This is a genomic window from Amycolatopsis sp. EV170708-02-1 (assembly GCF_022479115.1).
Lineage (GTDB): Bacteria > Actinomycetota > Actinomycetes > Mycobacteriales > Pseudonocardiaceae > Amycolatopsis.
Map to the genome: position 1 here is coordinate 2,306,063 of NZ_CP092497.1, position 16,045 is coordinate 2,322,107.

The following is a 16,045-nucleotide window of genomic DNA, read 5'->3' on the forward strand; positions in this document are numbered from 1 at the left end:
CTCGTTCTTCTTGGTGGGGATCAGTGGTCGTGCTCGTCGTCGAAGTCCGCGACGCCGCGTTTCCAGTAGCCGGTCACGTCGTGGTCGTCCTTGCCGAGCCCGAGGTCGTTCTTGAGCCAGCGGCGCAGCGGTTTGATCTGCCCCGCTTCACCGGCGACCCAGGCGTAGAGCCGTTCGCCCGCGGGGACCTCGATCGTCTGGACCGCACGGGCGAGGACGTCGGAGGCGCCCGGCGCGACGTCGCCTCGGTACAGCCAGTGCACCTCGACGTCTTCGGGCGCGGACAGCTCGATCTCCTCGCTCGCGTCGGTGACCTCGATGAACGCCCAGCCCGCGGCGGTACGCGGCAGTTCTTCGAGCCAGCGCGCGATCGCGGGAAGCGCGGTGACGTCACCGGCGAGCAGGTACCGGTCGTAGGTGTGCGGCACGATCAGCCCGCCGGGCGGGCCGGCGACGTGCACCGGGGTGCCGGGCGTGACCTTCTCGGCCCAGCCGGAACCGAGCCCGCCTTCGTGCAGCGCGACGTCGAGGTCGAGTTCCCCGGAAGCCGGGTCGTACCGGCGGACCGTGTACTCGCGCGACGTCGGCGACGGCTTCGGCCAGCGCAGCATGTCGCCGTCCTGCACCGGGAGCCGCGGCTCGGCGTCGAGCTCCGGGAACAGGATCTTCACGTGTTCGTCGGGTGAATGCGCCTCGAAACCCGCCGTTCCCGGCCCGCCGAGGGTGACCCGGAGCAGCCCCGAACCGACCATTTCGGTGCGCACGACCTCGGCCTGCCGGATGCGGATCGGATACGGCACCTTTTCCGCGTGCCGTCCCGCCCGGACTTCGGCGATGCGCTCCAGATGCCGGTGGCGATGATCGGCGCGGCTCACGCGGTGCTCCCGGTGAGGACCCGCGTCCAATGGCCGAGGGTCGGCTGTTCGGCGAGGTCGGCGAACTCCAGGGTGTCGGCGCCCTCGGTGCGCCACTGCTCGACCAGGCCCATGATCCGCATCGAGTCGAGGCCGAGATCGGTGAGGTCGGTCTCCGGCTTCAGCTCGGCCGGGTCGCAGCCGAGCAGTTCGGCGACGTCGGCGTGGATCTTCTCGACGGTCAAGCTCATCCCTGTGCTCCGGCGTGGATCGGGGCCAGCGCGGCGAGCGCGGCGGCCGTGGTGGTCAGTGCGCCGCAGCGCTGGGCGACGTACTCGCAGGCCTGGTCGTGGCGTTCGCGGGAGAAGTCCGCGACCGCGTCGCCGACCAGGAACGGCTGGATGTCGCGCATGAACGCCTCGACGGCGGTGGCCTGGCAGCCGATATGCGCGTAGACACCGGTGATCAGCAGCTGGTCCCGGCCCGCTTCGGCGAGCTGCTCGGTGAACGTGCTGCGCTGGAACGCGCTGTAGCGCCACTTCGTCAGGACCTTGTCCCCCGGCTTCGGGGCGAGCTCGGGCACCACATCGGCCGCGGCCGGGTCGTCCTCGATGACCGCGCCGATGCCGTCGCCCCAGAACTCGGTGAGCAGGCCGCGGTCCTCCGCGGCCTGGTGGCCGGGCTGCGCGGTGTAGAACACCGGCACACCCGCGGCGCGGGCGGCGTCGGCCAGCGCGGCGATGTTCGCGACCATCTCCGGGACCGGGGATCCCGCGTACGGCGCGAGGAAGTACCGCTGCGCGTCGTGCACCAGCAGCGCGGCGCGGGCGGCGTCGGGCTTCCAGCCGACCCGTCCGGCGGGCAGCTCGGCCTCCGTCGGGAGGGCGTAGGGCTCGATCTTGGGCAGTGACACGTTCACTTCTCCTTCGCCAAGGCGGCCAATGCCGCCCGCAGCTCGCGTTTGCTGGTCTTGCCGACGCCGGTCACCGGGAACTCCGGCACCACCTGGACCAGATCGGGCACCTTGAACGCCGCGACCCCGCGCTCGCGGACGAACCGGCGCAGCTCCGCCGCGGCGGGCTCGGCACCGGCCGCGGGAACGACGTAGGCGCAGGTCCGCTCGCCCAGGTACGGGTCCGGCACCGCGACGACGGCGGCGTCGAGTACACCGGGATGGGCCATCAGGTGGTTCTCGACCTCTTCCGCGGCCACCTTCTCGCCACCGCGGTTGATCTGTTCCTTGGCCCGCCCGACCACTTCCAGATGTCCGGACGGGTGTTGCCGCACGAGATCCCCGGTGCGGTAGAAACCGTCCTCGGTGAACGCGGTCTTGTTGTGCTCGGCCGCGCGGTAGTAGCCGCGGATCGTGTACGGCCCCCGGGTCAGCAGGGCGCCGACCTCCCCCGCCGCGACGACGTCGTCCGAAGTGGACAGTGGGTCGTCCGGGTTCACGACACGGATCTCGTCGTCGGGCGAGATCGGCCGTCCCTGTGTGGCGAGAACGTACTCGTCCGGGTCGTCGAGCCGGGTGTAGCAGACGAGCCCCTCGGCCATGCCGAACACCTGCTGCAGACGGCAGCCCAGCGCGGGCCCGATTTTCTCGGCCAGTTCACGGGCGCATTTCGCACCGCCGACCAGCAGGACGTCCAAAGAGGACAGATCGCGGGTGGTCCGCGCGGCCGCCTGCGCCCACGCGGCGGCCAGCGGCGGCACGAGCCCGGTGATCGTCACGCCCTCGGCTTCGATCAGCCGGAACGCGGTGTCGGCGTCGGGACGTGGCGCGAACACCGTCGCCGCGCCCGCGTGCAGCGCGCCGAGCAGGCCGGGCGAGCTGAGCGGGAAGTTGTGCGCGACCGGCAACGCGGCCAGGTACACGCTTTCCGGGCGCAGGCCGCAGATCCGGGCGCTTTCCCGGACGCTGTAGAGATAGTCGTCGTGCGTGCGCGGGATCAGCTTGGGCAATCCGGTGCTTCCGCCGGACAGCTGGAGGAACGCGACACCGGCGGGATCAGGATCCGGCAGGGCGCGCGGAGTCGCCGCTTCGAGTACGGCGAATTCCTCCGTGCCGACGACGAACACGTTGCGCACCGAAGGGATTTCCGCGGCGACTGTGCGTGCCATGGCCGCGTGGTCGAACCGTTCGTGTTCGCCGACGGTCAGGATCGCCGCGGCCTCGCTCTGCTCGGCGAAATGCCGCAGCTCGCTCGCGCGGTGCGCGGGCAGCGCGAACACCGGCAGCGCGCCCGCCCGCCACAGTCCGAACACGACGGACGCGAATTCCGGCACGTTCGGCAGTTGCACGACGACCCGGTCGCCGGCCTGGATCCCGGCCCCGGCGAATCCGGCGGCGAGCCGGTGCGCCCGTTCGTCGAGTTCGGCGAACGTCCAGCGGGCTTTCTCGCCGATCACGGCGAGGCGCTCGGCGTAGGCCTCGGCGAGGCTGGTCAGCAGGTTGCCGAAGGTCTGGCCGCGCCAGTATCCCGAAGCCCGGTAGCGCGCGGCGGTTTCCGGCGGCCAGGGCACGTGGTCGGCGGTCATTCCACTCCCTCCAGACCGAGGGCCCGCAGCATGGTGCCGAATTTCGCGCCGGTCTCGGCGAGTTCGGCCGCCGGATCGGAACCCGCCACCACTCCCGCGCCGGCGAACAGCCGGACGGTCCGGTCACGGACTTCGGCACAGCGGATCGTGACGACCCATTCGCCGTCGCCGTCCTGATCGGTCCAGCCGACGAGACCCGCGTAATAGCCGCGATCCTCCGGTTCGAGCGCGGCGATGGTGTCGCGGGCGAGCGCGGTCGGGACGCCACAGACGGCGGGTGTCGGATGCAATGCCTCGGCCAGTCCGAGCGCGGACGAACCGGCGTCGGTCGCGTCGGCGAGGCGTCCGCTGATCTTGGTCGAGAGGTGCCACATCGTGGGCGTGCCGATCACCTCGGGTTCGGCGGGGACGTCCAGGTCGACGCAGAACCGGCCCAGCACTTCGGCCACCTGGGCGGCGACGTGGGCGTGTTCGTCACGGTCCTTTTCGGACGCCAGCAGATCGTCGATCCGGCGGGCGTTCTCGGCTTCGTCGGCGACGCGGGGCCGCGATCCCGCCAGCGGATTGGCCGTGACGACGCGACCGCGGCGGGAAACCAGGAGTTCCGGGCTCGCGCCGATCAGGGTGCGCGGCGCGAGATCCCCCGGCGCGCTGACGTCGACGGCGAAGGCGTGGGCCGCCGGGTCGGCGTGGACGAGACGGGCCAGCAACCGCGGCACGGCGACGGGGTCGCCGCCGGTGACGTCGAGGCAGCGGGCCAGCACGATCTTACGGAGGTCACCGTCGCGGATCTCGTCCAGCGCCTTGGCGACGGCAGTGGTGTAGACCTCTGGCGCGGGCCGCGGCGACACCGTCCAGTTCCCGCCGAGCGGGGCGACCGGACCACTCGCCTTCGGCGGTCCTGCCTTGCGCACGAGGGCGGGCACCACCAGGCTGCTCGGCGCGTCGGGCCGGAATCCGATCGCGCCGACGACGACGGGTTCGGTCACCCCCGCCACGAGAGCGGCGTCGAGGACTTCGGCGGCCGCACGGGCCCGCTTGCCCGGCGCCGCGTGGACCGGGGCGTACACCCCGTCGGCGAGCAGCGATCCTCGAGCGGACGAGTAGTAGAACGATCCGGGCAGGTACGCCGCCAGCAGATCGGCCGCCTGATGGACCGGCCTTGGCCGGGCCGGTGCAGGTGAGGACACGACTGGATTCCCTTTCGCGAATACTACTGACCAGGTCGGCACTCTTGTGGTGTCGCAGTGCCTCATCTCGGCGCGGAACGCAACCCCCGGACCCGCCTTTTCGGTTAGCCTAACCTAATCGTACGGACCCGAAAAGTCTTCGTTGCGTCATCGAGATCACGCGCGGAGCGTCGCGCCGCCGTCGACGTAGAGGTTCTGCATCGTGATGTGCCGCGCGCGGTCGGAGGCCAAAAACAGTACGGCGTCTGCGATATCGGCGGGTTCGGCTATCCGGCCCAGTGGTATGCCGACACGGTATTGCTCCGGATTTCCCGCGATGACACGGTCCGCGCCGTTCTCGTCCGTCCACAGTAGACGTTGCATATCGGTGTCGGTCGAGCCGGGCGAGACGATGTTGCAGCGGATACCGGAACCGGCGAGTTCGAGCCCGAGACAGCGGGTGAGCATCGTCGCCGCGGCCTTCGAAGCGGCGTAGGCCGCCATCCCGGTGCGCGGGACTCCGGCGGCGTTCGACCCGACCGTCACCAAAACGCCGCTGCGGCGAGGAAGCATCCGGCGGGAAGTCTCGCGGAGCACGGTGAAGACGCCGGTGGAGTTGACCGCGAAGGTCGCCGCCCAGTCCTCGTCGCTCGTGTCGCAGACAGACCCGGGCTTCAGTACACCCGCGACGGACACGCCGATCCCGATCGGCCCGAGTTCGCTTTCGACCTCGCCGACCACCCGCGCGACGGCGGCGGGATCACCGACGTCCGCGACGAACGAGGTCACCCCATCCCGGGAAGCGCCTTCGGCCAGATCCACCGCCGCCACGATCGCGCCCGCCTCGGCGAGCCCGTCCACGACGGCCGCCCCGATCCCGCGCGCGCCTCCGGTGACGAGCGCGACCTTGCCCCCGATCCCGTCCACCCCACGACCACCCTACATCCCGTTTGCTTAGCCTTGCCTAAGCTAGCGGGCCGGGCCGGGCAAAGCGAGGGACCGACACCGGTGATTCGGGCCACTCCCGATCTTGGCGCGAGACGGCAAAAATGCCGTGGTACACGCCGCCGGCGTATGCCTCGGCCCTAGGAAGCAGCCGGCCGGAAGACGTAACTCGCGTGATCAGACGCGTAACTCGCGTGCTTGAAGGCGTAACTCGGGTGTGCGGCGCCTGAGCACGCGAGTTACGCCTTCAAGCACGCGAGTTCCGTGTTCGAGCACGCGAGATCGCTTAGCCGGGCAAGGGACACGACAGCGGACCGCGCACGGATCCTTCGCCCCGCAACGTGATCTGCGCGCTGCCGCCGAGGGAATCCCTGGCGGTGCACACGATCTGGTCGACCGCTCTCGCCGACAGCCGGGCGACGCCGACCGAGAGGGTCACCGTGATCCCGTTCGGCGCGGGCGTCTGGTCCAGCACCGCGGTTCCAGGCGGGACTTCGGTGGTGTAATGCCGTTCCCGCTCGCTCTCGTCCGGTCCGGCGGCGAGCAGGTCGAGCGGGCTCGCCGGGGACAACTCGTCGGCGAGCGGGCGCAGCACCCGGACCGGTTGCCCGCCGGACAGGAAGTAGAGCACCGCGGCGTTGGCCGGGCCCGCCGGTGCGGGCGCACCGGTGATCACGGCGCTGGGCCGGACACCGCAGCCCGCGACCACCGCCACGAGCAGAAGCACCGCGAGCCAGGTCTTCCTCATGCCGTCGCTCCCGGTCGGGGCAGGCGCAACGTGAACACCGCGCCACCGTCGGCACCGTTGGCCGCGCTCAAGGTGCCGCCGTGCAGACGTGCGTTCTCCCAGGCGATCGCCAGCCCGAGCCCGCTGCCCCCGGACCTCGTCCTGGCCGAATCCGCCTTGTAGAACCGGTCGAACACATGCGGCAGCACGTCGGACGCCAGCCCGGGACCGCGATCCGAGACCTCCAGCGTGATCTGCTCCCCCGCTTCGAAAAGCCGGAGCGTGACGGGCTTTTCCCCGTGCCGCAACGCGTTCCCGACCAGATTCGCCACGATGACGTCCACCCGCCGCGGATCGCACTCGGCGAAGATGCCGGAGGGCAGGTCTCCCTCCACCTCGCCCGTCCAGCCCCGGATGCGCAGGCTCGCCGCGATCACCTCGGCGACGTCGACTTCTTCCGGTGCCAGCGCGGCGGCCCCGGCGTCGAAGCGGGAGACCTCGATGAGGTCGTTCACCAGCCGCGTCAGATTGTGCGTCTCCTCGATGCTCATCTTCGCCGCGCGCCCGGCGTCCCCGGGCAGCCTCGACGCCTCCTGCTCCAGCACGTCCGCGACCGCGGTCATCGCGGCCAGCGGGGTGCGCAGTTCGTGCGAGACGTCGGCGACGAACCGCCGCGCGTCGGATTCCATCCGTTCCAGCTCGCCGACGTGGCGTTCGAGCGACTCGGCCGTCTCGTTGAACGTCCGCGCCACCCCGGCCAGCTCGTCCGAGCCGCGGACGCTGACCCTGGCCCGCAGATCACCCTTGCCCAGCCGCAGCGCCGCGTCGCCCAGCTCCCGCACCGGCCGCAGGACCCCGCGGGCGGCCAGCAGCGCCAGCCCGATGGCGAAAACCAGCGCCACGCCGCCGATCAGCCAGGCCCGGGCGGCGAGTTCACCGATGTTCTGCTGCTCCGGTACCAGCCAGCGGGCCACGTAGGCCTCGATTCCGGAGGCCTGCCGCTTGCCGTTCGGAAGGACGACGGTGAACGCGGTTCCCACCACCAGCATCGGTGTCCCTTCGGACATGACCCGCTGCCAGGCGACCGACCCCGACTTGACCTCCGCCCGGAGCTCCGGCGAGATCAGCGCTCGCATCTGCTCGCTCCCGACCGCCTTGTCCTCGTAGAAGACCAGGGAGTTCAGGTCGCGATCCGCCAGTTCCCCGCTGATCCGGTGCAGCGTCCCGTCGCTCGGCGGCAGCGGGCCGAGCGGATACAGCGCGGTGGCCTTGTCGACCAGGACGCGGGCGGTGGCGTCCTGTGCCTGCTGGAGGATCAGTGTCCGGGACTGGACATAGGTGCCGCCGGCGACCGTCGCGGCGGTGATCACGACCAACAGGCTGAACGCCACCAGCAGACGTGTCCGCAGACCCCAGAACTTCACAGCGGCCCGAACCGGTAGCCGAATCCCCGGACCGTCTGCACGTACACCGGCGCGGACGAGTCGTCCTCGATCTTCGCGCGGAGCCGCTGCACACAGGCGTCGACGACCCTGGAGTCGCCGAAGTAGCCGTGCTCCCACACGCTTTCCAGCAGGTACTGGCGGCTGAGCACCCGGCCGGGCACCTGCGAGAGTTCCAGCAGCAGCCGGAGCTCGGTCGGGGCGAGGGCGACGGGATCGCCGGCCTTGGTCACCGTCAGCCCGGCGCGGTCGATGCCGAGATCGCCGTGGCGCTCGATCTCGGTCTGTGCGGGCACCGCGGGCGCCGGTTGCCCGGTCCGCCGCAGCACCGCGCGGATCCGCGCCTCCAGCACCTGGGCCCTGGCGGGTTTGACCACGTAGTCGTCCGCGCCGGCGGCGAGCCCGGCCACCACGTCGATGTCCTCGTTGCGCGCGGTGAGCATGATGATCGGCAGATCCCCCGCCGCGCGGATCCGGCGGCAGACCTCGAAGCCGTCGAGTCCGGGCAGCATGAGGTCCAGCACCACGATGTCCGGCGGGCGCGACGCGAGCCGGGCGAGCCCTTCCTCGCCGGTGGCCACCGCGTCGACCGCGTGGCCACGTCCGCCCAGCGCCATGCTGAGCCCGTCACGCACGGCCTGATCGTCCTCGATGAGCAGCACCCTGGGCATGCCGACGACTATCGCAGCGCCGGACGGAATCCGCTCGTCCATGACACGCCATGATGCCCATCCTGTTTCCGCGGGACGTCCACGGAATGTCATCGTTGCGTCACGGCGCGATCCGTGCGGAACGGTGACATTTTCGTCGGCGTCCGCGCACGTCGCCGCGATCGGGTTCGGACAGGCGGCGGCGACCGTTGACGGCATGAAGGAACTCGTGCTCGCCGCGATCACCCGCGTCCTCGCGGTACTGCTGCTGATCCCGGCGTGGCTGGCCTCCCCCGGCCAGGCCCGCCGTCTCGCCTGCGGATGGGCGCTTTCGCTCCGGTTCCCCGCCGAGAACCTCGCCGGGCTCACCGCCGGAACGCTCGCCGCGTTCGCCGACGCCAGGACCGAGGCGTTCTGGCGGCATCGCACGCTTCTCGGCGTCACCTCGGGGCATCGGGACGCGGCCGAGCAGCATCGGCTGTTCCTCGACGAGGCCGGGCGAGGGGGAAAGCGTGTCCTGCCGCCCCAGGATTCCGCGCACGTCAGCGGTACCGCGCTGGATGTGCGGCCGCGTGAGGGCGCGCAGTGGCTCGAAGACCATGGCGCCCGCTTCGCGCTCTACCGGATCTACGACAACGAATGGTGGCACTTCGAGTACCGGCCCGGCGAGGCCCCGCCCGCGCGGCTGCCGCATCCCGGCTGGCGGATGACGCACTCGCGTACCAGCGAACAGCCGGGGCCGTGGTGAACCGGATCGCGCCACTCACACCGGAACTCCGAACCCCTCCACCGTCACCCGTGGTGCCAGCGCCGCCAGGAAGCCGGCCGCGTCGAAGATCTCGCCCGCCGACACGACCCCGGTCGCCTTGGTCCGCCCGTCGAGCACACGCTCGGCGGCCTCCACCACCAACGGTGCCGTGATCGCGTAGATGTCCTGCCCCCGCGCGACGATCCGCCGTTCCTCACCGCCGGACCGCACGACGACGTCGACCACGAACTCCTGCGAAGACGGGCCGTCCGCGGCGCGGGTCGGCGTCTCGGGCGTCACCACCTCCCGAGCCGCGTTCACGGTCATGTACGTGGTCACTTCGGGAATGTCGAGATGGCTCGGGACGGTAACGACGTCGGCCATCGTGAACTCGCCGAGCACGGCACGGGTCCCGAGCGGTGCGGGGAAATCCCAGTCCAGCTCCGGCAGCGCGTCGTCACGGCGTTCGATCCGGCCGCCGGAGAACCGGATCCGCTTGCCGTCGCGCCGTTCCCGCGAGACCCTCCCCGCCGCCCGGGTCCCTTCCGTCGGATGCCAGCTGCTCAACGCGTAGGCGACGTGTGCTTCGTCCGCGGACGTCCACTCGCCCATCGCGGCGGTGACCATCAGGTCGCCGAGCCCGCCGAAGAACGCCATCGCCGGGATCACCGTCGCGCCCTCGGCCCGGTCGCGGAATTCCGCGAAGGTGTCCATGTTCGCTTCGAGTTCCGCGGCCACGTCCAGGTACGGGATGCCCGCCCGCAGCGCCGCTTCGATCACCGGGGCGGCGGTGTCGGCGAACGGTCCGGCGGCGTTGATCACCGCGTCCGCGCCCGCTAACGCGCGGTCGAGCGAACCCGCGTCGCCGACCGAAGCCTGCCGGATCTCGACGTCGGGCCAAGGCAGGCCGCGCAGCTTGGTCTCGTCGCGCCCCACGGCGAGCACGCCGAATCCGCGCTCGCGCAATTCCGCCACCACGAACCGCCCGGTGTGCCCGTAGGCCCCGAACACCGCGACGTCGTACGTACCCATGGTTTCTCCTGCCCTCGGTTGATCCACTGTGGACCATCCTGTCCACGGAGCCCGCCGATCGACAGTGTCCGGAACGCCATCATGCGTACACTTTCGGACATGAGCACGGTCGCCCTCGCCGCCACGGACGGCATGCTGCAGTTCGAACTGTCCATCGCCCACGAGGTCTTCGACACGGGCCTGTACGAATTCGGTGTCCACGGCTCGAAGCCGGTGAAGGTCGGGCGCTTCCTGCTCGAACCGGATCACGGGCTCGAAAGCCTCGCGCGCGCCGGCACCGTCATCGTCCCCGGCTGGGCCGACATCGACGTCGATCCGCCCGCGGACCTGGTCGAGGCGGTGCGCGCCGCCCACGAAGCGGGCGCGCGGGTCGCCTCCCTGTGCACGGGCGCGTTCGTCCTGGCGGCCGCCGGCCTGCTCGACGGCCGCCGCGCGACGACACATTGGGCGCACACCGATGTCCTCGCCGCCCGGTATCCGGCCGTCGAGGTCGATCCGGACGTCCTCTACGTCGACAACGGCAGCGTGCTCACCTCGGCGGGCAAGGCCGCCGCGATGGACCTGTGCCTGCACCTGGTCCGTCGCGACCACGGGTCGGCGGCCGCGAACACCGTCGCCCGGCGCCTGGTCGTCCCGCCGCACCGCGCGGGCGGGCAGGCCCAGTTCGTCACCACCCCGGTGCCCGACCAGGACGACCATCCGCTCGGCGGGCTGCTCCCCTGGATCACCGAACGGCTGGACCGGCCGCTGACCGTCGAGGACCTCGCCCGGCAGGCCACCATGAGTTCCCGCAACCTGGCCCGGCATTTCCGGTCGGCGACCGGGACGACGCCGCTGCGCTGGCTGCTGATCCAGCGCATCCGCCGCGCGCAGGAACTCCTGGAGCGGACCGACGACAGCGTCGACCTGATCGCGGAGGCCACCGGGATGCGCACCGCCGCGACGTTGCGGCGGCATTTCAACCGGACCGTCGGCGTGCCGCCGGACACCTACCGGCGCACCTTCCGCGCGACTAACGCAGACGTGCCGTGATCAGGTCCGCGACGGCCGCCATCCCGGCCTCGTTCGGGTGGTACGGCACGCGGCCCTGCGCGGCCGGGTAGCGCTCCATCCACGGCACGGCGGCGCAGGCGTCGTGCTCCGCGCTGGCCGCGGCCGCCGGGATCAGGGTGGCCCGCTCGTCGCGCGCCGCCCGCCGGGTCGCCGCCGCCAGCCGGTCCGCCACCTCGCGTTCGAAGGCGAGTTGCTCCGGAGTGAGCGGGACGCCGTCGCAGGCGGGCCGGGTGCCCGGCACGATCGTCAGGTAGTCGACGACCAGCACGCGTGCCCGCGGCGCGCGGCGATGGACCGCCTCGATGACGGCGCCGATCTTCTCGTGCACGGTGGTGAGCGCTGTGCGGACGGCGTTTCGGTCGACCTGGCCGCAGTTCGTGCCGCCGGTGTTCTGGCAGCCGTAAGCGAACAGGCTCCCGACATAGCCGACGTCGTTGCCGCCGATGGTGATCGTCACGAGCCGGGTGTCCCGGGTGACGGCCTCGATCTGCGGCGGCTGCCCGGCCTGCCCGGTGGTGAGGATGTTCGCCGTCGTCGCGCCGCTGCAGGTGACATCGGTGAGGGCCAGACCGCGTTCCCCGGCGACGAGACTCGCGTAGTTCTTCGTCGAACGTCCGCACGCCGCCGGGGTTCCGGGCTGTTGTGGCGGGATTCCCGGCCCCGCCGCGAAGGAACTGCCCATCGCGACGTAGCGGGCGGGCGCGTCCGCTTGTGCGGGTGGGGTGGCCAGGAAACCGAGCGAGGCCGCGGCGAGCACCGCGGCGGATATCCGCTTGAACATGTCGAACCCCTTATCTCACGAAGGTGACCGGTTCCGGTCCCGCGATGCCGTCGATGGCACCGAGGGCGAGCAGATCTTCGGGGCGTGGCTTGAGCGCGTCGGCGAGCGCGGGGACGTCTTCGTGGCCCCGCTTGAGGATCCCGGCCGCCAGTTCCGGGGCGATGACGGAGAAACAGGCGTCCGGGGTGAGCCAGATCCGGTCCGCCGAGCAGAAGGCGAGCGCGCCGCCCGATCCTCCTTCACCGATCACCAGGGTAGTGATCGGCACCTGCGCCGACGCGATCGTGCCGAACAGTCCGGCGATCGCGTTCCCGGCGCCGCCTATCTCCGCCGCCGGATCGGCGGCCGCGCCCGGGGTGTCGACGAGTGTCAGTACCGGCAGCCCCAGCCGGTCGGCGAGACGGATCAGCCGGGTCGCCGACCGGAAACCGCCGGGTGCGGTCGCCGTCCCGGTCTGCGCCGCGAACGCGATCGCCCGTCCGCCCCGGCTGCCGATCCCGCAGACGGCGCCGTCGTCGGCACCGCCTCGGAGGGTGACGCGGGTGTCGAAGTAGTCGCGGAGGTAGGCGTCCGCGCGGGGCCGGTCCGCCGATCGGGCACGCTCGACGGCCCGCCAGCCGTCCGGCGCGGGATCGAGGGCGCCGAGCGCGCGAGGCAGATCCGCCGGACGGTTCCGGGAACCGCCGGTCAGCAGGCCGAGCCAGACCTCCAGCCGGTCGGCGATCGCCTCCTCGGCCACCAGTTCGTCGACATATCCGGCCGCGAACTGGTTTTCCGCCGTATAAGCGGGATCGTCGGCGTACCGCGGCGGCCGGACCCGGCGTCCGGCGAAGCCCACCTGGGCGCCGGGCACGGCGAGCACGACATCGGCGTCGGCGCCGAGTGACGCCCAAACCCCGCCGGTGGTGGGGTGCCGCGCGACGGTGATGTGCGGCAGTCCTTCTTCCCGCAACCGCGCGAGACCGCGCGCGATCCGTTGCAGTTGCCGCAGCGCGGGAACACCTTCCTGCATCCGCGTGCCGCCCGTGGACAACAGGGACACGACGGGAAGCCGGTGTAAGCGGGCCTGATCAAGCGCCTCTTCGAGCAGCGCGCCGGTCCTGGTGCCGACCGAGCCGCCGAGGAAACCGAACTCGAAGCGGATCGTCACGACCTCGTGGCCGCCGATCTTCGCGCGCTCCCAGACGACCGACTCGTCCGTGCCCGTACGTTCCCTGGCGCGGGCCAGCGCATCGGCGTAACCGTCCCAGCCCAGCGGGTCAGTCATGGAGCGCCCGCTTGAGGACCTTGCCCATCTCGTTGCGGGGCAACGCTTCCAGGTAGCGCACCACACGCGGCCGCTTATGCGGTGACAGCAGCCCGGCGACGTGGTCGGCGAGTTCGCCCGCCGTCGGCTTGTCCGCGGCGGGGACGATCCAGGCCACGATGCGCTCGCCGAGGTCGTCGTCCGGTTCCCCGGTGACGGCCGCTTCGGCGACCCCCGGATGCTCCAGCAGCGCGTTTTCGATCTCGCCCGCGCCGATCTTGTAGCCGCCGCTCTTGATCAGGTCGGTGGCGCGGCGGCCCACGATGCGCACGTAACCGTCCGGATCGCGCATCGCCATGTCGCCGGTCTTGAACCATCCGTCGTGCAGCGCGGCTTCCGTGGCGTCCGGCCGGTTCAGGTAGCCGAGGAACAGGTTCGGCCCACGGACCTCGATCTCGCCGACCGTCTCGCCGTCGAGCGGTTCCCCGGCGTCGTCGACCAGCCTCAGTTCGACACCGGGCACCGGCGGGCCGACCGCGCCGGGCCGCCGGTCACCCGTGGCGCGGACGCCGCAGTTCATCAGTGTCTCGGTCATGCCGTACCGCTCGACGACCCGTTGCCCGGTCGCGGCGGTGATCCGCTCGTGATCGGTCGCGGGCAGGGCCGCCGAACCCGAGACGAGCAGCCGCGCCGCGCCCACCCCGGCGGCCAGTGCGGGATCGGCCTCGCAGTCGGCCGCCAGCCGGTGATACATCGTCGGGACACCGAAGAGCATCGTCCCTTCCCCGGCGAGTTCCTTCGCGGCGGCTTCACTCGAGAACCGCCCGAGGTGGTGCAGCGAGCCGCCCCGACGCAGCGGGCCGACCACGCCCAGGATCAGGCCGTGCACATGGAAGAGCGGGAGGGCGTGCACGAGGACGTCGGCTTCGGTCCAGTCCCAGATCTCGGCGAGCGCGTCGAGATTCGACGCCACGGCCCGGCGCGGCAGGAGGACCCCCTTCGGCGGCCCCGTGGTCCCCGAGGTGTAGATGACGAACGCCGGAGCCTCCGGATCCGGTTCGCCGCCTCGCCATGGCGTGCCTCCGGTGTCCAGCTCGATCGGAACCCGCCGCAGCGCCCCGAGTTCCGGCGGCAACGCGGCATCCGGCTCGGCCAGCACGAGATCCGGCGCGCTGTCGGCGACGATATGCGCCAGTTCGCGTGATCCGGCCTTCGGATTGATCGGCACCACCGGGACCCCGGCGGTCAGCGCGGCGACGATCGCGACACAGGTCCGCAGTGTCGGTGTCGCCCACACCGCGACCCGTGTGCGACCGGCCAGCCCGGCGGCGAGCGGGCCCGCGACGGACGCGAGTTCGCCGTAGGTCAGGGATTCGTCGCCGAACCGCAGGGCGGCGCGGTCGTTCCCGGCGGTCAGTCCGGACAGCATGGATCTCCTCCTCAGCCCCAGTTGGGCACGACGAACACGAGCCAGGCGATCAGTGGCACGACGGCCACCACGAGCGCCCCGTAGACCAGCAGCTGTTTGAAGAACTTGTCGCGGTCGACGTCCTTCGCATTGGCGAGGACGAGCGCGCCGTTGGTGGAGAAGGGACTGACGTCCACCATCGTCGCCGAGACCGCGAGGGCGGCGATCATGCCGACCGGCCCGATCGTGCCCTGCGCCAGGAACGGGACGGCGAGCGGGATGAGCGCGCCCATCAGCCCGACCGAAGACGCGAACGCGGAGACGATACCGCCGATGTAGCAAAGGAGAAGCGCGGCGAGCAGCGGGATCCCGACGGTGGTGACCGCGTTGCCGACGTAGTCGATGGTGCCGATCTCCTTCAGCACCGCCACGTAGGTCAGCACACCGCAGATCAGCAGCACGGTCGGCCAGGTGATCTCGGAGACCGCGGAACGGCTGGTCTTGGGCCACGCGACGCTCAGCAGGACGGCGACGGTGATGGCGGTCAGTCCGGGGTCGAGGTCGAACACCAGGGTGCCGACGACGAGCGCGACCAGGCCGGTCAGCGTCACGATCTTGGGCCCGTCCAAGGGAATGCGTTGTTCGTGCGGCAGCGGTTCCTCGTCGGTCTCCGCTCCGCCGGCGCCCGCCGTCACGAGCTGGCGGCGGCGCAGTTTGGTCCCGCCGAGGACGACGAAGAGGACGCCCGCGATGGCGAGGTTCATGCCCAGGCTCGCGAAGAACAGCACCACGGGACTGCCGTCGATGTGGTTGCGTTCGACGATCCCGTTGACGATCGAGCCGTAGACGCTGATCGGCGAGAACCCGCCGCCCTGCGCGCCGTGCACCACCATCGCGCCCATCAGCAGCGGGCTGATCTTGTAGCGGGCGGCGAAACCGAGCGCGATCGGCGCGACGATCGCGCAGGCCGCCGGGCTCACCGCGCCGATCGCGGTGAGCGCGCCGGTGACCACGAACATCACCCACGGGATGAGCGCGATCCGGCCGCCGACCAGCCGGACGGCCGCGGCCACCAGCCAGTCGGTGGTGCCGTTCGCCCTGGCGATGGCGAACAGATAGGTGACCCCCACCAGCACCACGAAGATGTCGCCGGGGAAGCCGGCGAAGATGCCGTCGGTGTCCAGTCCACCGGCGAGGGTGCCGACGAGGAACGCGCCGGCGAAGGCGAGCGCCCCCATGTTGATCGAACGGGTCGTGGCGAGGGCGAAGATCACCACGAGGACGAGGATCGAGATCAGCTGGGCGGACATGACCGTCCTCCTTGACGGCGGGAGCCCCCTGGCGAGTGGCCGAGTGGACTAGTGGCTGAGCCACTTTCCCTGCGAGTGGCTCACCCTGTCAAGAGATGAGTGGTAAATTGGCTTAGCCACTTGTCCAGTCAAGGGAGGGGGC

Annotated in this window: 16 protein-coding genes; 2 read left to right on the forward strand and 14 right to left on the reverse strand. The window is 71.2% G+C overall.

Features of this window, described 5'->3' with window-relative positions:
* Positions 1-20: 20 nt before the first annotated feature.
* The 9 genes from MJQ72_RS10585 to MJQ72_RS10625 form a co-directional block, all read right to left on the reverse strand.
* Positions 21-875 (reverse strand): siderophore-interacting protein, encoded by an 855-nt coding sequence (locus tag MJQ72_RS10585; RefSeq protein WP_240598997.1) that lies wholly within the window; start codon positions 873-875, stop codon positions 21-23.
* Entirely contained in the window at positions 872-1,105 is a 234-nt protein-coding gene (locus MJQ72_RS10590) for a phosphopantetheine-binding protein (RefSeq protein ID WP_016333892.1), read from the reverse strand. The genes MJQ72_RS10585 and MJQ72_RS10590 overlap by 4 nt, the downstream gene beginning before the upstream one ends.
* A complete protein-coding gene (locus tag MJQ72_RS10595; RefSeq protein ID WP_240598998.1) occupies positions 1,102-1,773 on the reverse strand; it encodes an isochorismatase family protein in 672 nt (223 codons plus the stop codon). Before MJQ72_RS10595 ends, MJQ72_RS10590 begins: the two co-directional genes overlap by 4 nt.
* Positions 1,770-3,392 (reverse strand): (2,3-dihydroxybenzoyl)adenylate synthase, encoded by a 1,623-nt coding sequence (locus MJQ72_RS10600; protein WP_240598999.1) that lies wholly within the window; start codon positions 3,390-3,392, stop codon positions 1,770-1,772. The genes MJQ72_RS10595 and MJQ72_RS10600 overlap by 4 nt, the downstream gene beginning before the upstream one ends.
* Positions 3,389-4,582 carry an isochorismate synthase gene (locus tag MJQ72_RS10605; RefSeq protein WP_240599003.1) on the reverse strand — a complete coding sequence of 398 codons (1,194 nt, stop codon included), beginning with the start codon at positions 4,580-4,582 and terminating at the stop codon, positions 3,389-3,391. The genes MJQ72_RS10600 and MJQ72_RS10605 overlap by 4 nt, the downstream gene beginning before the upstream one ends.
* A 156-nt stretch (positions 4,583-4,738) precedes the next feature.
* Positions 4,739-5,488, reverse strand: a complete 750-nt coding sequence (gene dhbA / locus MJQ72_RS10610) for a 2,3-dihydro-2,3-dihydroxybenzoate dehydrogenase (protein ID WP_240599005.1) — start codon at positions 5,486-5,488, stop codon at positions 4,739-4,741.
* Positions 5,489-5,792: 304 nt separating this feature from the next.
* Positions 5,793-6,254 carry a GerMN domain-containing protein gene (locus tag MJQ72_RS10615; protein ID WP_240599006.1) on the reverse strand — a complete coding sequence of 154 codons (462 nt, stop codon included), beginning with the start codon at positions 6,252-6,254 and terminating at the stop codon, positions 5,793-5,795.
* A complete protein-coding gene (locus MJQ72_RS10620; RefSeq protein ID WP_240599007.1) occupies positions 6,251-7,657 on the reverse strand; it encodes a sensor histidine kinase in 1,407 nt (468 codons plus the stop codon). Before MJQ72_RS10620 ends, MJQ72_RS10615 begins: the two co-directional genes overlap by 4 nt.
* Positions 7,654-8,388: a response regulator transcription factor gene (locus tag MJQ72_RS10625; RefSeq protein WP_315860849.1), complete on the reverse strand. Its 735-nt coding sequence runs from the start codon at positions 8,386-8,388 to the stop codon at positions 7,654-7,656. Before MJQ72_RS10625 ends, MJQ72_RS10620 begins: the two co-directional genes overlap by 4 nt.
* A 154-nt stretch (positions 8,389-8,542) precedes the next feature.
* Here MJQ72_RS10625 and MJQ72_RS10630 point away from each other — a divergent pair, with 154 nt between their 5' ends.
* Complete coding sequence (locus MJQ72_RS10630; protein ID WP_240601295.1) at positions 8,543-9,073, forward strand: M15 family metallopeptidase; 531 nt, start codon at positions 8,543-8,545, stop codon at positions 9,071-9,073.
* 15 nt (positions 9,074-9,088) lie between these two features.
* Here MJQ72_RS10630 and MJQ72_RS10635 read toward each other — a convergent pair whose 3' ends face one another.
* Complete coding sequence (locus tag MJQ72_RS10635; protein ID WP_240599008.1) at positions 9,089-10,105, reverse strand: trans-acting enoyl reductase family protein; 1,017 nt, start codon at positions 10,103-10,105, stop codon at positions 9,089-9,091.
* 99 nt (positions 10,106-10,204) lie between these two features.
* Here MJQ72_RS10635 and MJQ72_RS10640 point away from each other — a divergent pair, with 99 nt between their 5' ends.
* On the forward strand, positions 10,205-11,137 hold the full coding sequence (locus MJQ72_RS10640) for a helix-turn-helix domain-containing protein (RefSeq protein ID WP_240599009.1): 933 nt from the start codon (positions 10,205-10,207) through the stop codon (positions 11,135-11,137).
* Here MJQ72_RS10640 and MJQ72_RS10645 read toward each other — a convergent pair.
* The 4 genes from MJQ72_RS10645 to MJQ72_RS10660 are packed head-to-tail and all read right to left on the reverse strand — an operon-like array spanning position 11,118 to position 15,903.
* Positions 11,118-11,939, reverse strand: a complete 822-nt coding sequence (locus MJQ72_RS10645) for an SGNH/GDSL hydrolase family protein (protein WP_240599010.1) — start codon at positions 11,937-11,939, stop codon at positions 11,118-11,120. The genes MJQ72_RS10640 and MJQ72_RS10645 overlap by 20 nt on opposite strands.
* Positions 11,940-11,949: 10 nt before the next feature.
* The gene (locus MJQ72_RS10650) at positions 11,950-13,206 is read right to left on the reverse strand and encodes a carboxyl transferase domain-containing protein (protein WP_240599011.1); all 1,257 of its coding nucleotides are present in this window, start codon (positions 13,204-13,206) and stop codon (positions 11,950-11,952) included.
* Complete coding sequence (locus MJQ72_RS10655; protein ID WP_240599012.1) at positions 13,199-14,614, reverse strand: acyl-CoA synthetase; 1,416 nt, start codon at positions 14,612-14,614, stop codon at positions 13,199-13,201. Before MJQ72_RS10655 ends, MJQ72_RS10650 begins: the two co-directional genes overlap by 8 nt.
* Positions 14,615-14,625: 11 nt before the next feature.
* Positions 14,626-15,903: an SLC13 family permease gene (locus MJQ72_RS10660; protein WP_240599013.1), complete on the reverse strand. Its 1,278-nt coding sequence runs from the start codon at positions 15,901-15,903 to the stop codon at positions 14,626-14,628.
* Positions 15,904-16,045 lie beyond the last annotated feature (142 nt).

Excerpts from the sequence above, each read along its gene's own strand:
- MJQ72_RS10660 (WP_240599013.1), bottom strand. The coding sequence starts at position 15,903 with ATGTCCGCCCAGCTGATCTCGATCCTCGTCCTCGTGGTGATCTTCGCC.
- MJQ72_RS10625 (WP_315860849.1), bottom strand. The coding sequence starts at position 8,388 with ATGGACGAGCGGATTCCGTCCGGCGCTGCGATAGTCGTCGGCATGCCC.
- MJQ72_RS10655 (WP_240599012.1), bottom strand. The coding sequence starts at position 14,614 with ATGCTGTCCGGACTGACCGCCGGGAACGACCGCGCCGCCCTGCGGTTC.
- MJQ72_RS10640 (WP_240599009.1), top strand. The coding sequence starts at position 10,205 with ATGAGCACGGTCGCCCTCGCCGCCACGGACGGCATGCTGCAGTTCGAA.
- MJQ72_RS10635 (WP_240599008.1), bottom strand. The coding sequence starts at position 10,105 with ATGGGTACGTACGACGTCGCGGTGTTCGGGGCCTACGGGCACACCGGG.
- MJQ72_RS10600 (WP_240598999.1), bottom strand. The coding sequence starts at position 3,392 with ATGACCGCCGACCACGTGCCCTGGCCGCCGGAAACCGCCGCGCGCTAC.
- MJQ72_RS10630 (WP_240601295.1), top strand. The coding sequence starts at position 8,543 with ATGAAGGAACTCGTGCTCGCCGCGATCACCCGCGTCCTCGCGGTACTG.
- MJQ72_RS10645 (WP_240599010.1), bottom strand. The coding sequence starts at position 11,939 with ATGTTCAAGCGGATATCCGCCGCGGTGCTCGCCGCGGCCTCGCTCGGT.
- MJQ72_RS10615 (WP_240599006.1), bottom strand. The coding sequence starts at position 6,254 with ATGAGGAAGACCTGGCTCGCGGTGCTTCTGCTCGTGGCGGTGGTCGCG.
- MJQ72_RS10590 (WP_016333892.1), bottom strand. The coding sequence starts at position 1,105 with ATGAGCTTGACCGTCGAGAAGATCCACGCCGACGTCGCCGAACTGCTC.
- MJQ72_RS10650 (WP_240599011.1), bottom strand. The coding sequence starts at position 13,206 with ATGACTGACCCGCTGGGCTGGGACGGTTACGCCGATGCGCTGGCCCGC.